The organism is Seonamhaeicola sediminis, from assembly GCF_004358095.2.
Taxonomy (GTDB): Bacteria; Bacteroidota; Bacteroidia; order Flavobacteriales; family Flavobacteriaceae; genus Seonamhaeicola; species Seonamhaeicola sediminis.
This window is the reverse complement of the sequence record NZ_SMZJ02000006.1, coordinates 1-21,430: the sequence shown is the minus strand read 5'-3', so window position 1 is coordinate 21,430 and position 21,430 is coordinate 1. Positions and strand designations below refer to the sequence as shown.

Annotated in this window: 24 protein-coding genes and 1 riboswitch; of the genes, 7 read left to right on the top strand and 17 right to left on the bottom strand. The window is 31.7% G+C overall.

Annotation, left to right across the window (positions count from 1 at the left end; genetic code table 11):
- Window positions 1-7 precede the first annotated feature (7 nt).
- Both E1J38_RS10865 and E1J38_RS10860 read left to right on the top strand, forming a co-directional pair.
- Window positions 8-835, top strand: a complete 828-nt coding sequence (locus E1J38_RS10865) for a mechanosensitive ion channel family protein (RefSeq protein ID WP_133357009.1) — start codon at window positions 8-10, stop codon at window positions 833-835.
- A 126-nt stretch (window positions 836-961) separates the two neighbouring features.
- The gene (locus E1J38_RS10860) at window positions 962-1,663 is read left to right on the top strand and encodes a hypothetical protein (protein ID WP_133357010.1); all 702 of its coding nucleotides are present in this window, start codon (window positions 962-964) and stop codon (window positions 1,661-1,663) included.
- A 24-nt stretch (window positions 1,664-1,687) separates the two neighbouring features.
- Here E1J38_RS10860 and E1J38_RS10855 read toward each other — a convergent pair whose 3' ends face one another.
- The 12 genes from E1J38_RS10855 to E1J38_RS10800 form a co-directional block, all read right to left on the bottom strand.
- Complete coding sequence (locus E1J38_RS10855; protein WP_133357011.1) at window positions 1,688-2,236, bottom strand: YceI family protein; 549 nt, start codon at window positions 2,234-2,236, stop codon at window positions 1,688-1,690.
- A 1-nt stretch (window position 2,237) separates the two neighbouring features.
- Window positions 2,238-2,621, bottom strand: coding sequence for a c-type cytochrome (locus E1J38_RS10850; protein WP_133357012.1), 384 nt, complete (start codon window positions 2,619-2,621; stop codon window positions 2,238-2,240).
- 34 nt (window positions 2,622-2,655) lie between these two features.
- Complete coding sequence (locus E1J38_RS10845; RefSeq protein ID WP_133357013.1) at window positions 2,656-3,504, bottom strand: DUF5777 family beta-barrel protein; 849 nt, start codon at window positions 3,502-3,504, stop codon at window positions 2,656-2,658.
- 49 nt (window positions 3,505-3,553) lie between these two features.
- Window positions 3,554-3,934, bottom strand: a complete 381-nt coding sequence (locus E1J38_RS10840; protein ID WP_133357014.1) for an OB-fold protein — start codon at window positions 3,932-3,934, stop codon at window positions 3,554-3,556.
- A gap of 54 nt (window positions 3,935-3,988) precedes the next feature.
- Entirely contained in the window at window positions 3,989-4,525 is a 537-nt protein-coding gene (locus tag E1J38_RS10835) for an acyl-CoA thioesterase (protein WP_133357015.1), read from the bottom strand.
- Window positions 4,526-4,530: 5 nt separating this feature from the next.
- Window positions 4,531-5,235 (bottom strand): DUF3307 domain-containing protein, encoded by a 705-nt coding sequence (locus tag E1J38_RS10830; RefSeq protein WP_133357016.1) that lies wholly within the window; start codon window positions 5,233-5,235, stop codon window positions 4,531-4,533.
- Window positions 5,232-5,840 (bottom strand): transcriptional regulator, encoded by a 609-nt coding sequence (locus E1J38_RS10825; protein ID WP_133357017.1) that lies wholly within the window; start codon window positions 5,838-5,840, stop codon window positions 5,232-5,234. The genes E1J38_RS10830 and E1J38_RS10825 overlap by 4 nt, the downstream gene beginning before the upstream one ends.
- Before the next feature lie 125 nt (window positions 5,841-5,965).
- Window positions 5,966-7,282, bottom strand: a complete 1,317-nt coding sequence (locus tag E1J38_RS10820; protein WP_133357018.1) for a DNA recombination protein RmuC — start codon at window positions 7,280-7,282, stop codon at window positions 5,966-5,968.
- A 75-nt stretch (window positions 7,283-7,357) separates the two neighbouring features.
- Complete coding sequence (locus E1J38_RS10815) at window positions 7,358-9,085, bottom strand: tetratricopeptide repeat protein (protein ID WP_133357019.1); 1,728 nt, start codon at window positions 9,083-9,085, stop codon at window positions 7,358-7,360.
- Window positions 9,086-9,191: 106 nt separating this feature from the next.
- Window positions 9,192-9,986: an ABC transporter ATP-binding protein gene (locus tag E1J38_RS10810; RefSeq protein WP_133357020.1), complete on the bottom strand. Its 795-nt coding sequence runs from the start codon at window positions 9,984-9,986 to the stop codon at window positions 9,192-9,194.
- Window positions 9,986-11,017, bottom strand: coding sequence for a FecCD family ABC transporter permease (locus E1J38_RS10805; protein WP_133357021.1), 1,032 nt, complete (start codon window positions 11,015-11,017; stop codon window positions 9,986-9,988). Before E1J38_RS10805 ends, E1J38_RS10810 begins: the two co-directional genes overlap by 1 nt.
- Window positions 11,018-12,166 carry an ABC transporter substrate-binding protein gene (locus E1J38_RS10800; protein WP_133357022.1) on the bottom strand — a complete coding sequence of 383 codons (1,149 nt, stop codon included), beginning with the start codon at window positions 12,164-12,166 and terminating at the stop codon, window positions 11,018-11,020.
- 204 nt (window positions 12,167-12,370) lie between these two features.
- A riboswitch (cobalamin riboswitch) is annotated at window positions 12,371-12,588 on the top strand.
- Between the two features lie 65 nt (window positions 12,589-12,653).
- Here E1J38_RS10800 and E1J38_RS10795 point away from each other — a divergent pair.
- Window positions 12,654-14,525 carry a TonB-dependent receptor plug domain-containing protein gene (locus tag E1J38_RS10795; RefSeq protein WP_133357023.1) on the top strand — a complete coding sequence of 624 codons (1,872 nt, stop codon included), beginning with the start codon at window positions 12,654-12,656 and terminating at the stop codon, window positions 14,523-14,525.
- Window positions 14,526-14,660: 135 nt separating this feature from the next.
- Here the strand turns inward: E1J38_RS10795 and E1J38_RS10790 are convergent, their stop codons facing one another.
- Together E1J38_RS10790 and E1J38_RS10785 are read right to left on the bottom strand one after the other, a co-directional pair.
- Window positions 14,661-15,383 carry a Dph6-related ATP pyrophosphatase gene (locus E1J38_RS10790; RefSeq protein ID WP_133357024.1) on the bottom strand — a complete coding sequence of 241 codons (723 nt, stop codon included), beginning with the start codon at window positions 15,381-15,383 and terminating at the stop codon, window positions 14,661-14,663.
- 11 nt (window positions 15,384-15,394) lie between these two features.
- A complete protein-coding gene (locus E1J38_RS10785) occupies window positions 15,395-16,831 on the bottom strand; it encodes a GFO_1087 family putative carboxy terminal peptidase (protein WP_133357025.1) in 1,437 nt (478 codons plus the stop codon).
- 146 nt (window positions 16,832-16,977) lie between these two features.
- Between E1J38_RS10785 and E1J38_RS10780 the strand changes: the two genes are divergently transcribed.
- From E1J38_RS10780 to E1J38_RS10765, 4 genes are read left to right on the top strand one after another with little or no spacing between them, the layout of a single operon-like run.
- Entirely contained in the window at window positions 16,978-17,487 is a 510-nt protein-coding gene (locus E1J38_RS10780; RefSeq protein WP_133357026.1) for a GFO_1088 family ECF-type sigma factor, read from the top strand.
- Window positions 17,474-17,956, top strand: coding sequence for a PG0215 family putative anti-sigma factor (locus E1J38_RS10775; protein WP_133357027.1), 483 nt, complete (start codon window positions 17,474-17,476; stop codon window positions 17,954-17,956). The genes E1J38_RS10780 and E1J38_RS10775 overlap by 14 nt, the downstream gene beginning before the upstream one ends.
- Before the next feature lie 50 nt (window positions 17,957-18,006).
- The gene (locus E1J38_RS10770; protein WP_133357042.1) at window positions 18,007-18,567 is read left to right on the top strand and encodes a GFO_1090 family protein; all 561 of its coding nucleotides are present in this window, start codon (window positions 18,007-18,009) and stop codon (window positions 18,565-18,567) included.
- 17 nt (window positions 18,568-18,584) lie between these two features.
- Window positions 18,585-19,127, top strand: coding sequence for a GFO_1091 family lipoprotein (locus tag E1J38_RS10765; protein WP_133357028.1), 543 nt, complete (start codon window positions 18,585-18,587; stop codon window positions 19,125-19,127).
- Window positions 19,128-19,192: 65 nt separating this feature from the next.
- On the opposite strand, the gene E1J38_RS10760 is transcribed toward E1J38_RS10765, so the two are convergent.
- From E1J38_RS10760 to E1J38_RS10750, 3 genes are all read right to left on the bottom strand, one after another.
- A complete protein-coding gene (locus tag E1J38_RS10760) occupies window positions 19,193-19,381 on the bottom strand; it encodes a hypothetical protein (protein ID WP_133357029.1) in 189 nt (62 codons plus the stop codon).
- A 7-nt stretch (window positions 19,382-19,388) separates the two neighbouring features.
- Window positions 19,389-20,732 carry an adenylosuccinate lyase gene (gene purB, locus E1J38_RS10755; RefSeq protein WP_133357030.1) on the bottom strand — a complete coding sequence of 448 codons (1,344 nt, stop codon included), beginning with the start codon at window positions 20,730-20,732 and terminating at the stop codon, window positions 19,389-19,391.
- A 78-nt stretch (window positions 20,733-20,810) separates the two neighbouring features.
- Window positions 20,811-21,146 (bottom strand): hypothetical protein, encoded by a 336-nt coding sequence (locus E1J38_RS10750; RefSeq protein WP_255449863.1) that lies wholly within the window; start codon window positions 21,144-21,146, stop codon window positions 20,811-20,813.
- Between the last annotated feature and the right edge of the window lie 284 nt (window positions 21,147-21,430).

The window sequence follows — 21,430 nt, the reverse complement described above, 5'->3', positions numbered from 1 at the left end:
AGTAATCATGGAAAAAGCAACAGAGTGGAAAAATATAGCTGTTGAGTCTCTACAAGCTATGTGGCTAGAAATAACTAAAGTGTTTCCAAGTATATTAGGAGCTTTAATTGTTCTTGTATTTGGCTGGTTAATTACCAAATTGTTGGTTCGGTTAATAAAGAAGGCTTTAAAACTTGCAAAAGCAAATAAGTTAGATAATAAACTAAATGAAATTGAAATTATAGAAGGCAAAAATCTAAACTTTGATACCATTAAAATTGTTTCAAAATTTGTTAAGTGGATAATGTATATCATGATAATTATCATGGTGTCTGATATTTTAAATCTAAAAATGATATCAGAGCAAATAAGTAATCTACTAGGGTATTTACCGCAATTATTTGCTGCTTTAGTTATTTTTACAATTGGACTTGTTTTAGCTAATGTTATCAAAAAAGGCCTAAAATCCTTTTTTGAGTCTATGGATTTATCTGGGGCAAAAATTATTAGTCAGGTAGTCTTCTTTATAATTTTCATATTCACATCAATTACAGCATTAAATGTAGCGGGTATTAATACCGACATTATTACCAGTAATATCACCATGATTTTGGCGGCATTTTTATTGGCCTTTGCTTTGGCCTTTGGTTTAGGAGCCCAAAAAGTAGTAGCAGATATATTAAAAACATTTTATGCCAGAAAAACCTATGAAATTGGACAAATTATTGAGTTTAATGATATAACGGGAGAAGTTGAGGCAATTGATAACATGCGCATAATGTTAAAAACAGATAAAGGTAGATTGGTTATACCAATTAAAGACTTGGTTGAGAGTCAAGTAAAAATACAGGATTAACTTTAAGTTAGGGTTAAAATTTGGTTGGTTAGGTTCTGTAATTTGAAAGACTCACTTTATCCCTTTCCATGAATTTGGAAGGGGATTTTTTTTATAATAACTTCGAACAAATTAAATATTTACTTCATGAAATTATATTTTGTTGTTCTATTAGCACTTGTATTTTGTTTAAAACTAAATGCTCAGGCTGATATCCCAAATAATTACAAACTGGTTTATGCTCAAGATTTTGAGCAACCTCAGGCTATTATTGATTTAGAAATGACAGATCCTGACGCTTGGAGAATTGGTAAAGGTGACAATGATAACTGTATGGAGCTTTTTAAACAAAGTGAATACAAACCGGTAGTTCGTTCGCCATTTAATATTGCTATGATAAAAGATATTTTGGTGGGTGATTTTATTTTTGAAATAAGGTTAAACCAAAACGGGAGAGAGTATGGTCATAGGGATTTGTGTTTAATGTTTGGCATAAATAATCCTTCAAATTTTTATTACACCCATATTGCATCAAAGTCAGATGCACATGCCAATAGTATTTTTATTGTAAATGATGCGCCAAGAGTGAGTATTGTTTCTGAAAGAACCGATGGAACTAATTGGGGGGCTATGGATTCATGGCATACTGTAAGAGTTGTTAGAAAAGTTGAAGATGGTATTATTGAAATTTATTTTGATGACATGTCTAAACCTATTATGAAAGCTGTAGATACCCATTTTAAATCAGGTTATTTGGGTTTTGGCTCTTTTGATGACACGGGGAAGTTTGATGATATAAAAGTTTGGGCACCAAATGCTTTAAAACCCAAAACAGGGTTCTTCAATTAATTTTAATTTTAAACTATTTTGTTGTTACTTTTTCTTTAACTTAAAATCATAAAAAACCTGAATATCCTCGGCAATTTTGTTTTTTACAATTTTTGGGATTTTAATGTCGAAGTATGAGGCTAGTGTTTTGAAGCTTCCCATTAGGTTTATAACATCATTTTCTTTTGAAATTTCTACATCTAAATTATGAAACTGTTTGGTTTTGCCATGAAAGCTTAGCTCACCACTTATTTTAAAAGACATATTCGTGTTTGATAAACTGGCCAATTGAAAATCTTCAATTTTACCCTTAAAAGCAGCTTTTGGATAGGTATCAGATTCAGCATAATTTTCATTAAAATGTTCTTCCATTAAAGCATTTTTGAATCGGAAGCCTTTAACCAAAACCAAGGCAGCAAATTCACCATTATCAGTATTTATAATTGCGGTCACTGAGTTATTACTGGCTTTAACCTCTTCAAAAGAAGGCACCGAGGCTTCAAAACCTACGGTTCCTGTTTTAGTCAGATATTTTGATTGAGAAAAAATATTAACGCTTAAAAACAAAAATGCTATGTAAATTAAATGTTTCATTCTACTCTTCTAATAAACCATCATCTTTCCATTGCTGGATTAATGCTTTTGCAGAATTGGATAATGTTCCATTAGGTGGCATTTTTCCAGCTCCAGTTCTATTTATACGGTCAATAATTTTGTCAACATCATTTTTTACTAGATTATAGGTATGTAGGGAATTAGAAGGACCATTTGTTGGACTACCATGGCAAGAAATACAATTACCATCAATAATACCCTTAATATCATCTTTATAAGTTACTTTGGCGGTTGGGTCTGGATCCGGGTCTGGATTAGGGTTGGGGTCTGGGTTTTGACCCGTTAAGTCATCACTACTACTACTAGAGCAAGCAAAAAGTAAAATTGAAAAACCAAGAATGTACAATAAGTGTTTTGTTTTCATAGCTAATTGTTTTTATAGTTTATGTTAATACTTATTAAAATCGTCTGCTTAAATTAAAACCAAAATAAATGTTACCATCACCCCAGTCCCCAAAAGTTTGACCTAAAAAAGAGTTTGTATTCATACCTTGTGCATTTGTAAAATGCATTTGGAAAACATGGCCACCAGTCTCCAAATCTACTCCTATAGATAACGGGTTTTTAAACGGTGAATTGTCTGCTCTATTAAAATGCCAACCATAATCAGCATTTAGAGACCAGCGTTTACTCAATTTATAACGTCCTCCAATACCTAAAGCGTATTGTGTATTATCTTGTTCATTTAAAACCACAAAGTTTTCGTGAAAGACAGTAGGTGCTAATTCTAGAGAAAGATTTGAATTTATCTTTCGGGCAATTAAAACTTGAGAGGTATATCCCACTCTGTGTTTGAATTCAAGAAGCGGGTAACTAACCTTATCTATTGCTGTATTGATTAAGACTGAATTGTAACCAACTATGGTAAAAGGAAATCCATTTTTTTCCTGTCTAAACAGTCTGTATTTTAAGGAACCCTCATAAATTTTCATGAAAGAACTTCTAGAAACACTAACATTTAGACCATCGGTAATTCCAAAAATAAAATTGATTCTAGTAACGGCATCGTCCAATCCAAAAAAAGTATCAATACCGTTTTTTAAACTTCCAAACCTATGAGAAACTACTAAGGTGAATTCATTATCAGCAACTAATTTGGTAGATTCAAAGTTTACAATTTTTAGACCTTTAAAGGTGGCAGTTTCATACTGAATACCAGTAGAATCAATATCTATCTCATCAAGCAAATCTTCTTGTGATAGGCTTAAAAAAGGGATTAAAAAGAATAGTAGTATAGTTTTTTTCATAAAGGAAAATGGTTGGTTGTTTAACTAGACTTTATAAATAATAAAAGGTTTAATGGTTTAAAATTACGCATTGATCCAGTTTAACCTCTTCAAGTAGTTCATCATAACCTATAAAACGTCCTTTAATTTTAATTGTTATGCTTTTTGAAATATTTTTATTGTTGAGGTTTTGAAACTGACAAAATACTTTTTCGTTTAAAACTAAATTAGACTTATCTAATTCTGTTATTACACCAGACACTTCAATAGTTTTATTCAAATATTTTTTTTCAGAATCTGAGGCATTTTCGACGAATTGATTAAATAAAGATTCAGAGGATAGTGTAAATTCAGGTGGTTCGGCTTCAATATTTCTATGTTCTTGATATATATAATTATATCCAATTATGGCTAATATCAATAATACAATAAGAATTATGTATTTGCGCATTACATTGCTTTAATTATAAAGCAATGTCGTTAAAATAAATGAAAACTTACAATTTTATAATACGATTTTCACATTATGAGGTTTTAAAGCCTCTAAGTGGTCAGCAACTTTAAATTCAGTAGATTTAAATTTTGTAGTTCTATGTTTTGCTTGTTCTTGTCTGGCAATGCTTCTTGAAAAACGACGTACGCTCTGTTCATTATCTAAAATTAATCCTGGAACGGGAGCATTATTGCCATTTTCATCCTTGGCCACCATAGTGAAATAAGATGAATTACAATGTTTTTTTTCACCTGTCTGAATATTTTCGGCCTCTACTCTTACACCTATAACCATAGAAGTTCTACCAGTATAATTTACTGAAGCTTTAAGGGTAACTAATTCACCAACATCAATGGGGTTAAGAAAATCTACACGATTTACCGAAGCTGTAACACAATAATGTCTAGAGTGTTTTGATGCACAAGCAAAGGCTATTTGGTCCATTAAATTTAAAATATAACCTCCGTGAATTTTACCACTAAAGTTAGAATGAGCTGGTAACATTAATTCCGTTATAGTAACCTGTGATTCTATTGCACTTTTGAACATATTTCTTAAACTAATAAATTATAAAGTATTCCTGTTATAATGGCTATGCCAAAGCTTATTAATGTACCTATTAAAATGTATTCAGTAAGTTGTCTGTCTTTCGATTCTCTTAGATCTCCAAAGCGAAAAACCGACTTAGCAGTAATTAAAAATCCAACCGCCTCCCAATGGCCCAATACAATAAAAATGAACACTAAAATGCGCTCTAAAATACCAATATATTTACCAGCATCCTCTAGGGACTCATTATTTTTAGTGAGTTCTGAAATATTCCACTTTAAAAAAATAGTTTTCATAATTATAGATACCGGAATTGTTAAAAACAATAAGCAGGTTACAAGTAAAATAGAATTTTCAGTGAACTCAATTTTTATTGTTGATGTGTTTTCTGAAAAGATATAATAGCAGATAGCAATTACTACAATATGAGATAACTGGTCTATAAAGAACCAAAGTCTTTTACTTTTCTTCTTCTGAAAAGAAAGCTTCATGGCATCAATAGCAAGATGTGTAATACCTATGACTGCAAATATTGGCCATAACGATTTATCCCAAAGAATAAGTGTTACCAGAATTATATGGATGACTACATGAATGTAGAGTTTTGGCGATTTTAGCTTTTTCTTTTCATTTTCTTTCACCCACTTAGTTGGTTGTAAAAAGAAATCACCAATAATATGGGCTAAGAATAGTTTTAAGAAAAGCATCATAAAGATGTTATTTTGAGTTGGTACATTTGGTTTAATTCTAATATATGTTCTAATCCTGCTCGTTTTTGACGTTTACTAATGGCATCTTGTTTGGTGCCAATTAGTTGTGCCAATTCTTGTTGTAAAGCATTAGGATTTTCAATACTTAACTTAATAACTTCTGCAGAATTAACAGTCCAATTATCCATAGTTACCAATGCAAGTTTAAAGTAGAGGTTAAGTTCGACGTTAAATTTAGTATTACTGGTTTTAACTCTAAGGTTTTGTTTTTCCTTTTTTAGAGATTCTAGGGTTTCACCAGAGAAAACAAAAGCTTCACCATTAGATTCGGTTACATCTTTTCCTTGGTAGGCTTTGTTTCCAATGCCTATAGCAAGTCTTACATCCAATCCTTTTATGGTTTTAATACATGCTTTTAAATATACTGCGGCTAAAAAACTTTCAGAAATATCGGTTATTTCTATTTGAAAGCTGTCACCACGATATATTTCCCATCTCGAGTTATCTGAACTAAGAAAGGATAAAGCATTTTTAAGAATAGTAATCCATGTTTCAGGATTTGCTTGTCTAGATTTAATAATATCACCTGTTATAACACTTGTCATGATATACTTTTTTGATATTCCGTATTAAAAGCATAAACTTTAAAATTCCCTTTTAAAGGAATATTTTAAATTATTCCTTTTTTAAGGAATATTCAAATATATCACGTTTTTACGTGAAAAGCAAATTATTCGTTTTCTTCAGCTTTATTGAGTAGTTTTTCGTTTACTTGTTTATTAGCTTTAATACCTAGTTTTTTTAGGTTTTCAACTTTTTTAAGTAAGTTGCCTTTACCTGTTAATTTTTTCATTGTAGAATCATAACTTCCTTTAACAGTATTTAGTTGATTACCAACTTTTAAAAGATCGTCGGTTAAGTTAACAAACTGATCGTAGAGTGCTCCAGCTTGTTTAGCAATTTCAATAGCGTTACGTTGTTGTTTCTCATTATTCCACATGGTATCAATGGTGCGCAATGTGGCCAGCAAGGTAGATGGTGTTACAATAACAATGTTTTTTTCAAAAGCTTTATTGTAAATGCTGTTATCTTCATTCACAACCACAGCAAAAGCGGGTTCAATAGGAATAAACATGAGCACAAAATCTGGTGATTCAATATCATATAAATCCTGATAGTTTTTAGACGATAGCTGCTCTACGTGTTTACTAACAGAGTTTATATGTGCTTTTAAAAATTGAGGTCTATCATCTTCATCAGCATTTACCATACGCTCATAATCAGTAAGCGATACTTTAGAATCTATAATCATTTTTTTGCCATCTGGTAAGTGCAAAACCACATCGGGCATTACGCGCGAATTATCATCCCTAGTAAAACTTTGTTGTACAAAATACTCGCGATCTTTTTCTAGTCCAGATTTTTCAAGTACACGTTCTAAAACTAATTCACCCCAATTTCCTTGCATTTTACTATCACCTTTTAACGCTCTGGTAAGGTTGGTAGCCTCTTTGGTCATTTGTTGGTTGAGGTCTTTTAATCCTAAAAGCTGTTCTTTTAAGGCCGAATGCATACTAATACTTTCCTTTTGGGAAGCCTCTACCTTCTTCTCGAAACCTTGAATTTTTTCCTGAAGCGGATTTAAAATATTCTTGATATTCTCCTTATTCTGTTCAGTAAATTTATTTGATTTTTCCTCAAGTATTTTATTGGCTAAAAGTTCAAAATCTTTACGTAACTGTTCTTGACGTTCTTCTAGTTCTTTATCGCGTTTTAGGTTTTGTTCTTGTAAATTTTCGTATTCAGAATTACGTCTTACTAATTCTGTATTTAAAAATTCTTTTTCCTTTCGTATATTCTCTCGTTCATTTTCAATTTTGGTAAGATTTTGTTTCAAGTCATCTATAATCAATTGCATTTGGTTTTGACGTTCTTTTAAAGTGCTTTGTTCACTTTTGCTTTTAAGTTTGTCAATAGTTTTACCAATGTATACACCAATAACTCCAGAAACTAGTATGGCTAGGATTAAAATTATACTTTCGTTCATTTAAAAATTAAGTTTAACCAAAGATAATTTTTTAGCACTAAAAAAAGGGATTCAAATAGGGCATGTTAAAAAAAATTATAAAACAGATGTATTGATTTCAATATCAGCTTCTTTCCAAGCTTGATTGAATTCCTCTTTAATTCTGGCAGCTTCCTCCATTTTATCTTGAGCCTTTAAACTATTATATAGCCCCATTAATGACCAACCGTTTTGTCGTAACACTTTTAAATCTTCTTGATAGATTATTTCGGCAGCTTCATATTTTTTTGCTTTCATCAAAGCATGACCTAAGTTTTGTCTTGGTGGGATATGCCACGCAGAAGGTTCGTTATAAGTTAACCCGTCCTCAATTTTAACAGCTTCTTCTAGATGACTGATAGCCAAATCTAGGTTACCTTTTGCTAATGCCATTTCACCAGAAACAATTTCATAAGCTAATTTGGCAATGGTGGTTCCGGGGTCAAATCCGGTTGCCATGTTGATTTCAAAATCAATATCTATAGTGTAAGCCTTAATAGATTCGAGTTCTTCCTCAGCTTCTTTTAAGTTATTCTTTTTTATGAATGCTATTCCTCTGGCATAGTGCCAAATCAATTTTAAATGTTTAATATCGTCGTTTGGTTTAGGATATGTTAAAATATCATTCCATTTACCAAAGCGGGTATAAGCTAATAATGGTGTTGCGGCAAAATTTTGAAGAAAATGAAGGTCTTTCATTTCGCCAATGGGAACTTTTTCAGCGGTTTTTTTAGCAGCATCAATAGCAATGTCACTAGCTCCAAGTAAACTGGAAGCTGACCATAAAAAATGAATATTATGTGGGTAATATCCTAAAGGATACATGCCTTGAGCATAGCATTGAGAAATATAATCTTCATCAGCTAGAATAGCTTTTTGGTTAACGGTAACGGCATCTTTGTACCTACCCACTCTAATATAAATATGAGATGGCATGTGAACTAAATGGCCAGCAGCGGGCATTAGCTTTCCTAGTTTATCAGCAGAAGGTACACCCAAATCAGGTTTTGGTAATTCTACCATATGAATGTAATAGTGATGCGCTCCAGGATTATCTGGCTCTAATTCAATAGCTTTTTCCAAGGCCAATTTAGCTTCTTTTATTTTTGGCTGTGGGTTACCTTCTTTATCCCAATAATTCCAAGGTGTGGTATTCATCACGGAAGCTGCATAGAGTATTAAAATATTAGCATCCTTAGGATATTGCTCTACAACTTTTTCCATAGCGTGCATGTATTCTAAATTGAGGGTGTCAATGCCTTTAGATAAGTTGAGAGAGTATCTTTTTGATAAAGCATTAATAAGAGCTTGTTCTTTGGGAGACGCTTTAGCAAGGAGTTCTTTGGCTTTTTCAATAGCTTCGTTACATTTGGTTTTTCGCTCATCATCTGGCATAGGGTCGTTAATATTTGGACCTAAAACATAAGCTTGTCCCCAATATGCCATAGCAGCACTAGGGTCTAATTTAGAAGCTTCTAAAAACGAACGGTGTGCTTCAGCGTGGTTAAAAGCATAAGTAAGCTTTAATCCCTGATTGAAAAAAATTTGTGTGTTTTTATTTTTAGTACTAATCTTATAAGTGAGGTTTCCCAGATTTTCAAACAGAGGAGAAATTTGTTTAGTGGTATCTACCTCTTCTAGTAAAAAAGTTGGAGGAATACATTTAATATTGCTAACAATCAGTTTAGGGTGAACCGTTAATTCGTTATTACTTTTATTTAGTACAAAAAAGATTAAAATTGCTATTATAGTTCCTGAAAGAATAAAACTTAATTTGGTTTTCATGATTGGAAGGTTTTGAGTTTGCGAAAAAACATTCCATAAGTAATAAAATTCTAAAGACTTGAATTTCAGGCAAGTTAATTTAGTGAATTTTGGTTAGAAATAAAAACTATTTTTTTATTCTAAAACTTCCAGTTTTATTATTAAAAGCGATTAAGTCTTTAGGGAAGAGTTCATCAAAAGTACCTTTTTGAATTAGGCTGCAAGGTTCATCATAAACTACTTGATTGTTAGTCATTATAACCAACTTATTGCTCAATTGAATGGCTAAATCTATTTCATGTGTTGAAAACAGTATTGTTTTATTGGTTTCTTTGGCTAATTTTTGAAGAAGCTTTAAAATATAAGCCTTATGATACATGTCTAAATGCGTTGTGGGCTCATCTAAAATGATGATATCTGTGCTTTGAGCTAAGGCACGTGAAATCATTACTTTTTGTAATTGTCCGTCACTTAACTCAAAACATTTTTTGTTTTTTAATTCTAAAATATTGGTTTGCTCTAAAGCTTTATTGATTAGAGCTATATCGTTTTTAGTTAAATTACCAACCCAATTGGTGTAGGGTTGCCTTCCTAAAGCCACTAGTTCAAAAACAGTGAGATTTTTAGAGGCTAAAGATTCTGTGAGAACAATGCTCATCACTTTTGCTAATGCTAAGCTAGAGTAGTCCTGTAATAAGTTTCCGTTTATTGAAATACTCCCTTTTAGTTTGGGCTGAACATTTGTGAGTGTTCTCAATAGTGTTGATTTGCCAATACCATTGGCGCCAATTAACCCAACTAGTTCCCCTTTTTTTAGTTCAATATTTATGTTTGAAGCTACAACGGTTGCTTTCTTTTTAGACGTATAGCCAACCGATAGATTTTTGGTTTTTAAAACAATATTTGATGCTTTGTAATTCATTAAAATATCATTTTTCTTTTTCTTACTAATAACCAAATAACTATTGGAGCACCAAATAAAGAGGTTATTGCATTTATAGGTAAAGTTTTCTCGGTATTTGGAAGCTGTGAAATACTATCGCATATTAGCATTACAATAGCACCAAAAAGAAAAACTGCTGGTAGCAAAGTTTTATGATTTGAGGTATTAAATATTTGTCTCGCTATGTGAGGAATTGCTAAACCGATAAAAGCTATGGGGCCAGAAAAGGCCGTAATAGTTCCAGCTAATAAGCTAGTTGCCAAAATAATGGTTAACCGATTTCTTTTAATGTTTAACCCTAAACTTTTAGCATAGTTTTCTCCTAAAAGTAAGGTATTAAGTGATTTAATGGCAGAAACACTAATCAATAATCCTAAAACATAAACAATGGCAAAAATTAGAATTTCGTTCCAACTTAAATTTCCTAAACTACCAAATCCCCAGAAAATGTATTGTTGTAATTGTTCGGCAGATCCAAAGTATGACAATACACTTACAATAGCAGCTGTAATACTAGAAAACATAAGTCCAATAATAAGAATGGCCATAGTATCTCTTACTTTTAAAGATATAATCAATACAGCCAATAACACTAGTAAACTTCCTAAACTGGCAGCAATAACAATACTCCATTGACCCATAAAAGAAGAAGTCAAAATACCACTAAAAACACTAGAACCTAAAACAATTAGAGCAACCCCTAAGCTTGCTCCTGAACTTATTCCTAATACAAAAGGTCCTGCTAAAGGATTTCTAAAAAGTGTTTGCATTAATAATCCTGAAATACCTAAACCAGAACCTACTAAAATAGCTGTAATTGCTTTAGGTAACCTATAATTTTGAATAATATGTTGCCAGGTTTCTCGTTCTGTTGAACCACTAATAAGACTATTAAAAACATCTTTTAGCGGAATAGAAACCGAACCTAAACTAATATTTACGAAGAAACAAACAATTAGAATTATTGTTAATAGAAGAAATAAAATTTTATATGATTTTTTATTTGACAATTAAAGTAATTGTTTAAAAAAAAAGGGTTTATAATCTTTTAGAAGTTCTGGGTGACAAATTTTTATAATATCTTTTAAAACCCAATCAGGTCTGGCATAACCTAATTCATAATACATAACACCACCAGTATTTCCAGTTGTATTTGTAAACGAATAGATGGTTTTATTATTGAAAGCTTTAAACATGGTATGATGCGAGTTGGCATTTTTAAGTTTTTGTAAACTACTATAATTTGATGGACTTAACCAAATGTCGGCATCTTTTGCTTTTTCAAAAACCGATTCAAAGTTAAGTTTTAAGCTTCCGCTACCCTCAGAATTTGACCAGAGATAATTTACATTAGCATCATTTAATAATTGAGCCTCAGTACTTTTGCCATTGGGTAAATACCAAACATCACTATGCATGGCACCACTTAATACGGTTGGTTTTGTGTCTGCTTTTTTAGCAACTTTTTTGGCTGCTAAATAGTTTTTTTCAATAGTGTTAAAAATAGAATCGGCTGTTTTTTCTTTATTAAAAAGTATTCCAAAAAACTTAATCCATTCGGCTTTAGCTAGAGGAGAGCTTTCAGTCCAATCTCCATTGTATATAACTGGAATACCAGAGTTTTTTAGTGTTTTGAACGCTCTATTGCTTCCATCAATACCAAAACCAACGACTAAATCTGGATCTTGCCCTAATAATATTTCAGTGTTTAGACTTTCGTTTTTACCCAATTCTTTAATAAAACCAGCATCAATTCTTTTTCTAATTTTTTTTGAAGAAATAAAATCTGTTCCCGGAAACCCTATTAATGTTTCTTCAATATTTAGAAGCTCGAGCGCTGGTATATGCGTTGTTGAGGTAACCACTATTTTTTTGATGGGAAGTTCTATAACATCATCAAATCTTGTTTTTTTATGACTCCATATGTCAGTATCATAATTTGGTTTTAGTAAAGCAAAACGATAATGCTGATTAGCATTTGGCCACGGTTGAGTTATTTCAATAATCTTATAAGTTCCATAATCCTTGGCAGAAAAACCGGAAGCATATTTAAGGGGAATAGGAGTACCTGTAACAATTTCTATTAATTGCTTTTTAGGTTCGCTTTTACAAGCAAAAAAGAATATGCAGATTATGAAAAAAAATAATTTGTCTTTCATTAATAAATGTGACAATTGTCACGTTTTGTCATTTTAAAGATATCTACTTTTGGAAAAATTAAACCATGCGAGACGGTTCAAATTTAACAATATATATAGTAGCCGGAGTTATAATAGCTCATTTTCTTGCAGGCTTTATTTATCTTATTTACAAATTGAATAAGAAAAAGTAGTTTTTACAATTGCTATATAATTAAAAGGAGTATTTTTGATGCGACATTTGGTTCTGCTTAGTTTCTGCTGAGTAGATTAAAAGGGAATCTGGTGTAAATCCAGAGCTGTTCCCGCAACTGTAAGTTTATGCTGAACTAAATTCAGTACCTCTTTTGAGGGTGTTGTTTACTACAAAACCACTGGGTAATACTGGGAAGGTGAAATAACATTAAATAAGTCAGGAGACCTGCCATTTTCAAAACAAATAGGTTAAACTTTCGGGATAAAAGTTTGTGTTAGATAATATACGCGATTCTCGAGTAATTTTTATTAAGTGAAAAAAATAAATGTTTTTGGTGTACTGTGTATTGGTATATCAATGTTTGGGTTTGCACAAGAACAAAAAGCAGATTCAACAAAGTTAGAACAACTAGATGAGGTTGTAATTTCAGATTCTCGCTTTGCACTAAAGCGTGAAAATTCTGGAAAAACGGTTGTTAAAATTTCAAGGCAGGACATTGAACGTAACCAAGGTAGAAGCATTTCAGAACTAATTAACACTAAAAGTGGTATTGAAATTAATGGAAGCCGAAGTGTTGCAGGACAAAATATTTCTAGTTTTGTTAGAGGAGGAAACAACAGACAAGTTTTGGTATTGATTGATGGGGTACAAGTAAACGACCCTTCATTAGTTAATAACGAATTTGATTTAAGGTTGATGGATTTAAATACTATTGAATCCATTGAAATTATAAAAGGAGCTGCAAGTACACTTTATGGTAATGCTGCAGCCACCGCGGTTATTAATATCACAACAAAAAAAGTTTCAAAAGAAAAGATTTCGGGAAATTTTTTGTCGGTTGTGGGTACCAATCAAACCCAAGACAATTTAAATTATAATGGCGCTAGTTTTACCAATAATGTTTCTATTAATGGAACTTTGAATAAATTTACCTACTTGACAAGTTTTGGAAATCAGTATGTAGACGGCTTATCTGCTGCTAAATCTGAAACACCTGAAAAAGATCCTTTTTCTAGATATAACTTGAATTTTAAATTGGGTTATCAATTCTCTAAGGCTTTTGAATTATCAGCATACAAGAGTTTAGATAGATTTAAAACCGATATTGATGGGTTTCCGCCACCTACGTTTGCGTTTGCAGATACTAATGATGAATTTATTTCAGAACAGAAGCGAGTAGGGGTTGCTCCAAAGTTTACCTACAAGAATGGAAGTTTTCAGGTAAATGCAGCTTATACCAAAATTAATAGAGAAACCATTTCTGCTTTTAGTTCTATTAATGAAGCTGATAGTTATGTTATTGATGCATTTAATAAGTACAATTTCAAAAATAAGTTTTATACTATTATTGGTATAAATTATGGCCATTATAATAGTCTTTTTGCTACAGAACAAAGTTTCACAAATACCGATCCTTATTTTAACGTTGTTTATGTTTCAGATTATGGTTTTAACTTAAACGCAGGAGGTAGATTAAATAATCATAGTGAATACGGCTCTCATTTTGTTTACAGTTTAAACCCATCTTATACTATTTCTGTTGGTGAAGGTTATACCAAAGTTTTTGGCTCTTATGCCTCGTCTTTTGTTGCTCCTAACTTATCTCAATTATTTGGCTTTTTTGGGGCTAATCCAGATTTAGAACCTGAAGAAAATATTACCGTTGAAGGTGGTTTAGAGTTTAATACTAAAAAAGGTTTACGCGTTAATGCACTTTATTTTAATAGAAATGAAGAAAACACCATAATTTACACTACGGCCTATGAAAATGCAACCACAGATGCCACGGTACATGGCCTTGAAGCTGAAGTTCAAGTTGATTTAGTTGATAACTTAACCTTTAGTGCCAACTATACATTTACAGAAGTAAAAGATGGCGTGCGCTTAAGAATACCAAAACACAAAGCCAATGCGAGTATAGGTTATGATTTTTGTGAAAACACGTTTGCCTCATTAAACTATCAATTTGTTGGAGAAAGAACTGATACTAACTTCTCAACTTTTACAAATGAAGATTTAAGTGCTTTTTCTTTGGTAGATTTACACTTCAGCCATAAAATTTTAAAGAATAAGGTGAAGGTATTTACAAACATTACCAATTTATTTAATGAAGATTATTTTGAAATTTTAGGATATACTACCAGAGGTAGAAATGTGAATTTAGGATTGAATTTGAATTTGTAAGAAGTATCTTTTTTATGTAAACTTAATTAATTTCAGGTTCTCATCGACACTCTTTAACAATCCCGATAGTTACCTTACCGGTACATTATAATAAACACTAGAAAGGTCGCTATGATTTTGGATTATAGCGGCTTTTTATTTTGGAATTAAATCGCAATACCAAACACCATATTGATGTTTGTCATTGTTACAGACCGAATTATCGGTATTTGGATTTTTATATTCTCTATAAATTTTTTCTCCAATGCTAAAGTCTATGGGTTTTTTAAAAATAGGGCCATCAAAACAGAAGGTGTGAAATTCTCCATTTTCACCACATGGGTCAACGTCATCGGGTAAGTTATTAATAAAGTTTTTGTCTATAACCGTACCAACAAAATCGCTATCAAAGTGTTTAGAATTAGCACAAACAATAATAGTTTTAAAACCTAAATCCAGAAACTCGTTTAATAATTCCTTGGTGTCACGTTTCCAAATAGGAAACACAGCTTTAAAACCTTGTTTTGCTAATTTGGTTTCTCTGTATTGCCTTAAATCTTCTAGAAATATATCGCCAAATGCCGAGTGTGTAAAGCCCTCTTGTTTTAATCTAGAAACAGTTGCATTCATTTTTTGCTCATAAGTTTCCATATCTGGCATTTCAGGAAGTTCAATAAAACTTGCGGATATACCTATTGCGTGGGTTTGAGCAATTAAAAGTTCATTTCTAAGACCGTGCATAGATACACGATTATAATGAGTATTAACAGTTGTAATAAGTTCCTCAACTGAAAATTGATCATTTTGTAACAAATAATATAGTGATAAAGCAGAGTCTTTACCAGAACTCCAGTTAAAGTAGGTTTTTTGTTTTTTCAAAAAGGTTGATTTTAGTCTATTATCATTCCTCCTTTGTGAGGAATAAAATCGTTACTGTCCTTAATAGGTTGTTTTAAAGTTGGTAAAGATTCAAATTTGGTAAAATCGAATTTGGTGATGCCATTGGCTATTTCGGCCAAAGCTACTGCTAAAAATGGTTCATTTTCATCACCAATAACCCCATAGTTTAAACCATTTTCTCTAAATTCAATATCTGGTATTAAACCAGTATTTGGAACCTTTGTACCATCTTTGTTTACACCATCAGCAATAAGCGGTTGCATAGCATACGTATGGTTTGGGTTAACACCTTCTCTAGTAAAATCAGGGGAGTCATAAAGTGTAATAGATGCTTGTGTTTTACCTGTAGTGTTTGTGCCTATTTGAACGACATCAATATACGGATTTAAACCATTTATGAGTCCTTCACTGGCTGATGCTGATCTTTGAGTTGTTAACACATACACTTTAATGAGACCTAAACTATTTATAGTAGACCCATCACTAATTTTATCTTCAAAGTTATAATTGGTATTCTCAAAATTACTATTACGTATAAGTTTAGTAAATAATTGACCAGTAAACTGCCCCGTAATCATGCTGGCCAAAGAAGTTTCAATGGAAACACGTCCGCCAGGGTTGTACCTTAAATCTAAAACTAAATGCTGCACATTATTGGCTTTAAAATTGCTAAATACCGAATTTAGTTCGTCATCATAACCAGATGTGAATCCGTTAAACATTAAGTAACCAACCTTTTCACCACCAACATCAAAAATCCCAGTTTCATATATAGGATTTTCAGTGTAATCTGATTTTGAAAGTAACACATTTTGATTGAGGGATTCTACTGTGTCATCATTATCATCTGGAGTACCTTTATCATCGTATACGCCTAGATTTAACGTGTAGGATTGAGGGTCAAATAAATTGAAATTATTGTTTCCTGTAGAAGCATCAAAGAATAATTCTTCACCATTAATGGCATAAAAAATATCACCACGTTTTATACCTTGTAAATCGGCATCAGAATTTGGTAAAACCAACCTTACCACACCAAAAACACCATTTGTAGTGTTAGGTTCTGGAAACAAGGTGAATGCCATACCATTGGTGCCACTTATTCCTTGAAATTGTCTTTCTAGCTCAAAATAATCATCAACCAGCCAACTAAACCTGTCTACATTTTGTCTATCGAAAATTAGACTTTCAAATAAATCAAACGGACTAGAGAAGCCATTCAAATAATCGGCATATTCTGCATCACTTGAAAATCTGTCATTTGATAGCACATCAACATTATCTTTATAAAGGTAAAAAATACTCATACCCTTGTAAATAAAGTCATTAATCTCACTGGCTTGGACAATATTATCATCATTATCAGTAAAACAACCTGTTAAGCAAATGGCTATAAGGCACAGGATAAAGTGCTTGAATTTTTTCATAAGGCAATTTTTAGTACAATAGATAGTCTAACAAACTCTAAATTTACTTACATTATTGTACAATAAAAAATTTTTGTAACAAATTAGGAAGTAGTTCGTCGTAATATCAAATAGCCAAAATAGCTATTAACTAAACCAGACCAAGAATGACTCAAACAGAGTTTTTAAATATTGTAATGCCTTTTAAAGATAAAGTGTATCGATTAGCAAAACGATTACTGGTATCGACTGAAGAGGCTGAAGATGCAACTCAAGAGGTTCTGTTAAAATTATGGAATAATAAGGCTAAAATTCAAGAGTATAAGAATGTAGAAGCCTTTTCTATGACCATGACCAAGAATTTTTGTTTTGATAAGTTAAAATCTAAACAAGCACAAAATTTAAAGATTGTTCATAGCAATTACGAAGAAAAAAATACCCCTTTACAAAGGCAAGTTGAATTAAATGACAGTGCAAGTTGGGTAGGAAAAATAATAGAAGAATTACCAGAGCAACAGCGCATGATAATTCAGTTGCGAGATATTGAAGCGTATGATTATGATGAGATTGCAAAAATGCTTGATATGAATAATACTGCGGTACGTGTGACCTTATCTAGAGCAAGAAAAACAATAAGAGAAAAGTTAACTAAAACACATAATTATGGTGTTAGATAATATAGAAAAATTACTTGAAAAGTACGAGAACGGTGAAACTACACTAAAGGAAGAAGCCCAGTTAAAAAACTATTTTTCTCAGGAAACTGTTGCGCCACATTTAGAAATGTATAAGCCAATGTTTCAGTATTTTTTGGGAAATCAAAAAGAACAGTTTACTAAAGACCTTCCATTAAAACCTAAGAATCGATTTAATTATAAATGGTTATCGGTTGCAGCTGTAGCGGTTCTTATGATAGGGTTTTACTTTACCACTTCAATTATTGATAATAATTGCAATGATTTAGGTACGTATTGTGAACCAGAAGAGGCTTTAGAGGAAGTTTCAAAGCAACTAGCAATGATTTCAAATCATTTCAATAAAGGTACTCAAGCCGTTGGATATTTAAATGAAGTTGACAAAGGAACAGCAACGTTAGGATATTTAAACGAAATAGAAAATACCACCAAAATTATTTTCAAAAAGTAACAATCAAAAAAACGAACAAAATGAATACAATAAAATTAAATACAGAAAAAATGAAAACAAGATTAATAGTATTTGTAATGGCAATTATGTTAATGCCATTAGCGGGAATGGCTCAAAAAAATATTTTTGATAAGTATAGTGATGATCCCAATGTAACGTATGTAAACATTAAACCCAAAATGTTTCAAATGATAGCCAAAGTAGGGGTTGATACTTCTGATCCTGAAGCAAAGGCATTTATGGATATGGTAAAAAGTATTACCAGTTTTAAAACTATAGTGACTGATAATAAAGATATTTCTTCTGATATCTCTAAATGGGTAAAATCTAGATCTAGCTCTTTAGAAGAATTAATGGAAGTTAGAGATGATGGAAGTGAAGTGAAATTTTATGTAAAAGAAGGTAGAGATGCAGATCATGTAGAGGAACTCTTAATCTTTGTAAATGGTATTGATAAACATATGGATGACAAAATCCAGATAAATGGGAAAGAACGGAAAATAGAAACGGTAGTTGTATCCTTTACTGGTGACATTGATTTGAACGAAATATCAAAGCTTACAGATAAAATGAATATCCCAGCAGGAGAACATTTAGAAAAAAATAAATAAAAAAGACATCATCAATCATGCAGCGGACAATCCAATATATTTTATGTGCCATTTTAACCACAGCTTTTTTTGTAAGCTGTGGTGATGGTGTTAGTTTACAGCGGTATTATGTAGATAATCAAGAAACAAAAAATTTCATAACTCAAGATATTCCAATATCGATGCTAGAAATTGATAAATCTAATTTTACTGAAGAACAGGAAGAGGCCTATAATTCTGTTAAAAGGTTAAATTTTTTGGGCTATAAAACTTCTGAAAATGATTTAGAAACGTATAATACTGAATTAGCTAAGGTTAAAACCATTTTAAGTGACCAGAAGTATAATGATTTAATGGATGTTAGTGATAGAGGAAGAAAGATTACCATTAAGTATATAGGTACCGATGAAGCAGCCGATGAAATAATTGTATTTGGCAGTGCAAAAGAAATGGGTTTTGCCATTGTAAGGATTTTGGGAGATGATATGAACCCCGAAAAAATGGGAGTATTAATTCACAGTTTACAAAACGCTAATGTTGATGAAAATCAAATGCAAAATATTATGAATTTCTTTAAATAAATAAATTATACTAATATTTGAAGCAATAATAAAAAAGCTTATCTAAGATATTTAGATAAGCTTTTTTATTCTTCCAATTCTTCTTCTTTTTTAACAAATGATTTTGCTACAACTAAATTTAGTATAATAGCTAAAAAAGTAATAGTGAGAACCGTTAAGATTACAAAGTTATCTAGAATATCAAGCACCCCGGCAACAAAAATACCAACGGCCATAAATCCACAGAGTATCAACGATTGTTTGTCAGTTAGCATAAATAAATTATATTCCGGTGTAATTACTAGGTGTAATACGTTTCAATTCGTCTTTTATTTTGTTAGACACCTCTAAGGTATCAATAAAATTTGAAATGGAATTTTTATTTATGGCTTCGTTGGTTCTTGTTAGTCCTTTTAAAGCTTCATAGGGATTAGGATAGCCTTCTCTACGAAGAATGGTTTGAATAGCTTCTGCTACTACGGCCCAATTGTTTTCTAAATCTTGAGCAAATTTAGTTCCGTTTAAAAGTAATTTATTTAAGCCTTTTAAAGTTGCTTTAAACCCAATAATGGTATGTCCAAATGGAACACCAACATTTCTTAGAACGGTGCTATCAGTTAAATCACGTTGTAATCTTGAGATTGGTAATTTAGCAGATAAGTGCTCAAAAACGGCATTGGCAATCCCTAAATTTCCTTCACTATTTTCAAAATCGATTGGATTTACTTTATGAGGCATTGCAGAACTACCAACTTCACCTTTTTTTATTTTTTGCTTGAAGTAATCCATAGATACATAAGTCCAAACATCTCGGTCTAAATCAATTAAAATCGTGTTTATCCGTTTTAAACAATCAAAGAGCGCTGCCATATGGTCATAATGTTCAATCTGAGTTGTTGGAAACGAGTGGTGAAGCCCTAATTTTTCTTGAACAAAGGAATCTCCAAAAGCTTTCCAATCAATATCAGGATAAGCTACATGATGTGCGTTGAAATTTCCTGTAGCACCACCAAATTTTGCAGCACTTGGTATATCGTTCAACAAATTAAACTGCTCTTCTAAACGCGTTACAAAAACCGCTATTTCTTTACCTAAACGCGTTGGAGAAGCTGGTTGCCCATGTGTTCTTGCCAACATAGGAATATCTTTCCAGGCTTCAACTAATTCTTTAAGTTTATTTAAAACCGTAAAATATTCAGGAACATAAACACCATTCATTGCTTCTTTAATACTTAAAGGAATAGCTGTGTTGTTAATGTCTTGAGAGGTTAATCCAAAGTGAATAAACTCCTTATATTGTGATAAACCTAAAGCATCAAATTTTTCTTTTATAAAATATTCAACAGCTTTAACATCGTGGTTAGTTACGCTTTCAATTTTTTTTATTGCTAAAGCGTCATCAGTAGAAAACTCTTTATAAATGGTTCTTAAATCATCAAAAATATTGTGGTCAACATCTGAAAGTTGAGGTAAAGGCAATTCACAAAGCGCAATAAAATATTCAATTTCAACTAGAACACGATATTTTATGAGGGCTTCTTCAGAAAAGAAAGGTGCTAATTCACTGACTTTACTTCTATAGCGTCCGTCAATTGGAGAGATGGCATTTAAAACAGATAATGACATATTTTTATGTGATTTTTAGAAGTTGCAAAGATAAGTTTTTTATAAAGAAGACAGAAGCATACAAACCTAAGTTTTTAACTAATATCTTTTTAGTTTTTTTAGAATATGTCTTGCTCGAGCTTTGAAACCAGAACTTTGCATTTGGAAATCGCGCTCAAGTATAAGAACCAATTCTGGGTGTACCCAATCGTATTCCTTTCCAAGTATAAATAGTGTATTCATCGAGTAGGCTTTAGGTGCTATTTTTTCATCGTTAATCATGTAATCAAAACAGGTTTCAATAATACGTTGTTTATGAATTGGAGTTAAGACTGTTTTTATTTTATTATCGTTTTTCGAAGCATATGCTTTAGCAATAAGCTCACAAATTTTAGCTACAGGTCTTACAGCAGAATCTAAATGAACCTTATGCATGTTTTTGGTAAATAGGTCTAAATATGGAATTATATTTTCAATGTTATCTGTACACATAAACTCAAAAACCCAAGCAGCTCTGTGAGATATTTTATCATTTACTTTAAAAAGAATATCAAGTAATTTTGGAACTAAATCTGGATTTTTAATCCAATAGAATTCCCCGAGGCTTGCCTCGGGTGTAGAAAAGGAAAAGTATGAAAAACGGTTGGTTTTTCATAACGCTTTGAAAAAGTGTATATTTCGATTGTGGAAGATGAGCATATATACAAGAGCCATAACAA

Coding starts and splice junctions, on each gene's coding strand:
- E1J38_RS10865 (WP_133357009.1), top strand. CDS start 8: ATGGAAAAAGCAACAGAGTGGAAAAATATAGCTGTTGAGTCTCTACAA.
- E1J38_RS10860 (WP_133357010.1), top strand. CDS start 962: ATGAAATTATATTTTGTTGTTCTATTAGCACTTGTATTTTGTTTAAAA.
- E1J38_RS10855 (WP_133357011.1), bottom strand. CDS start 2,236: ATGAAACATTTAATTTACATAGCATTTTTGTTTTTAAGCGTTAATATT.
- E1J38_RS10850 (WP_133357012.1), bottom strand. CDS start 2,621: ATGAAAACAAAACACTTATTGTACATTCTTGGTTTTTCAATTTTACTT.
- E1J38_RS10845 (WP_133357013.1), bottom strand. CDS start 3,504: ATGAAAAAAACTATACTACTATTCTTTTTAATCCCTTTTTTAAGCCTA.
- E1J38_RS10840 (WP_133357014.1), bottom strand. CDS start 3,934: ATGCGCAAATACATAATTCTTATTGTATTATTGATATTAGCCATAATT.
- E1J38_RS10835 (WP_133357015.1), bottom strand. CDS start 4,525: ATGTTCAAAAGTGCAATAGAATCACAGGTTACTATAACGGAATTAATG.
- E1J38_RS10830 (WP_133357016.1), bottom strand. CDS start 5,235: ATGATGCTTTTCTTAAAACTATTCTTAGCCCATATTATTGGTGATTTC.
- E1J38_RS10825 (WP_133357017.1), bottom strand. CDS start 5,840: ATGACAAGTGTTATAACAGGTGATATTATTAAATCTAGACAAGCAAAT.
- E1J38_RS10820 (WP_133357018.1), bottom strand. CDS start 7,282: ATGAACGAAAGTATAATTTTAATCCTAGCCATACTAGTTTCTGGAGTT.
- E1J38_RS10815 (WP_133357019.1), bottom strand. CDS start 9,085: ATGAAAACCAAATTAAGTTTTATTCTTTCAGGAACTATAATAGCAATT.
- E1J38_RS10810 (WP_133357020.1), bottom strand. CDS start 9,986: ATGAATTACAAAGCATCAAATATTGTTTTAAAAACCAAAAATCTATCG.
- E1J38_RS10800 (WP_133357022.1), bottom strand. CDS start 12,166: ATGAAAGACAAATTATTTTTTTTCATAATCTGCATATTCTTTTTTGCT.
- E1J38_RS10785 (WP_133357025.1), bottom strand. CDS start 16,831: ATGAAAAAATTCAAGCACTTTATCCTGTGCCTTATAGCCATTTGCTTA.
- E1J38_RS10780 (WP_133357026.1), top strand. CDS start 16,978: ATGACTCAAACAGAGTTTTTAAATATTGTAATGCCTTTTAAAGATAAA.
- E1J38_RS10775 (WP_133357027.1), top strand. CDS start 17,474: ATGGTGTTAGATAATATAGAAAAATTACTTGAAAAGTACGAGAACGGT.
- E1J38_RS10770 (WP_133357042.1), top strand. CDS start 18,007: ATGAAAACAAGATTAATAGTATTTGTAATGGCAATTATGTTAATGCCA.
- E1J38_RS10765 (WP_133357028.1), top strand. CDS start 18,585: ATGCAGCGGACAATCCAATATATTTTATGTGCCATTTTAACCACAGCT.
- E1J38_RS10760 (WP_133357029.1), bottom strand. CDS start 19,381: ATGCTAACTGACAAACAATCGTTGATACTCTGTGGATTTATGGCCGTT.
- purB (WP_133357030.1), bottom strand. CDS start 20,732: ATGTCATTATCTGTTTTAAATGCCATCTCTCCAATTGACGGACGCTAT.
- E1J38_RS10750 (WP_255449863.1), bottom strand. CDS start 21,146: ATGCATAAGGTTCATTTAGATTCTGCTGTAAGACCTGTAGCTAAAATT.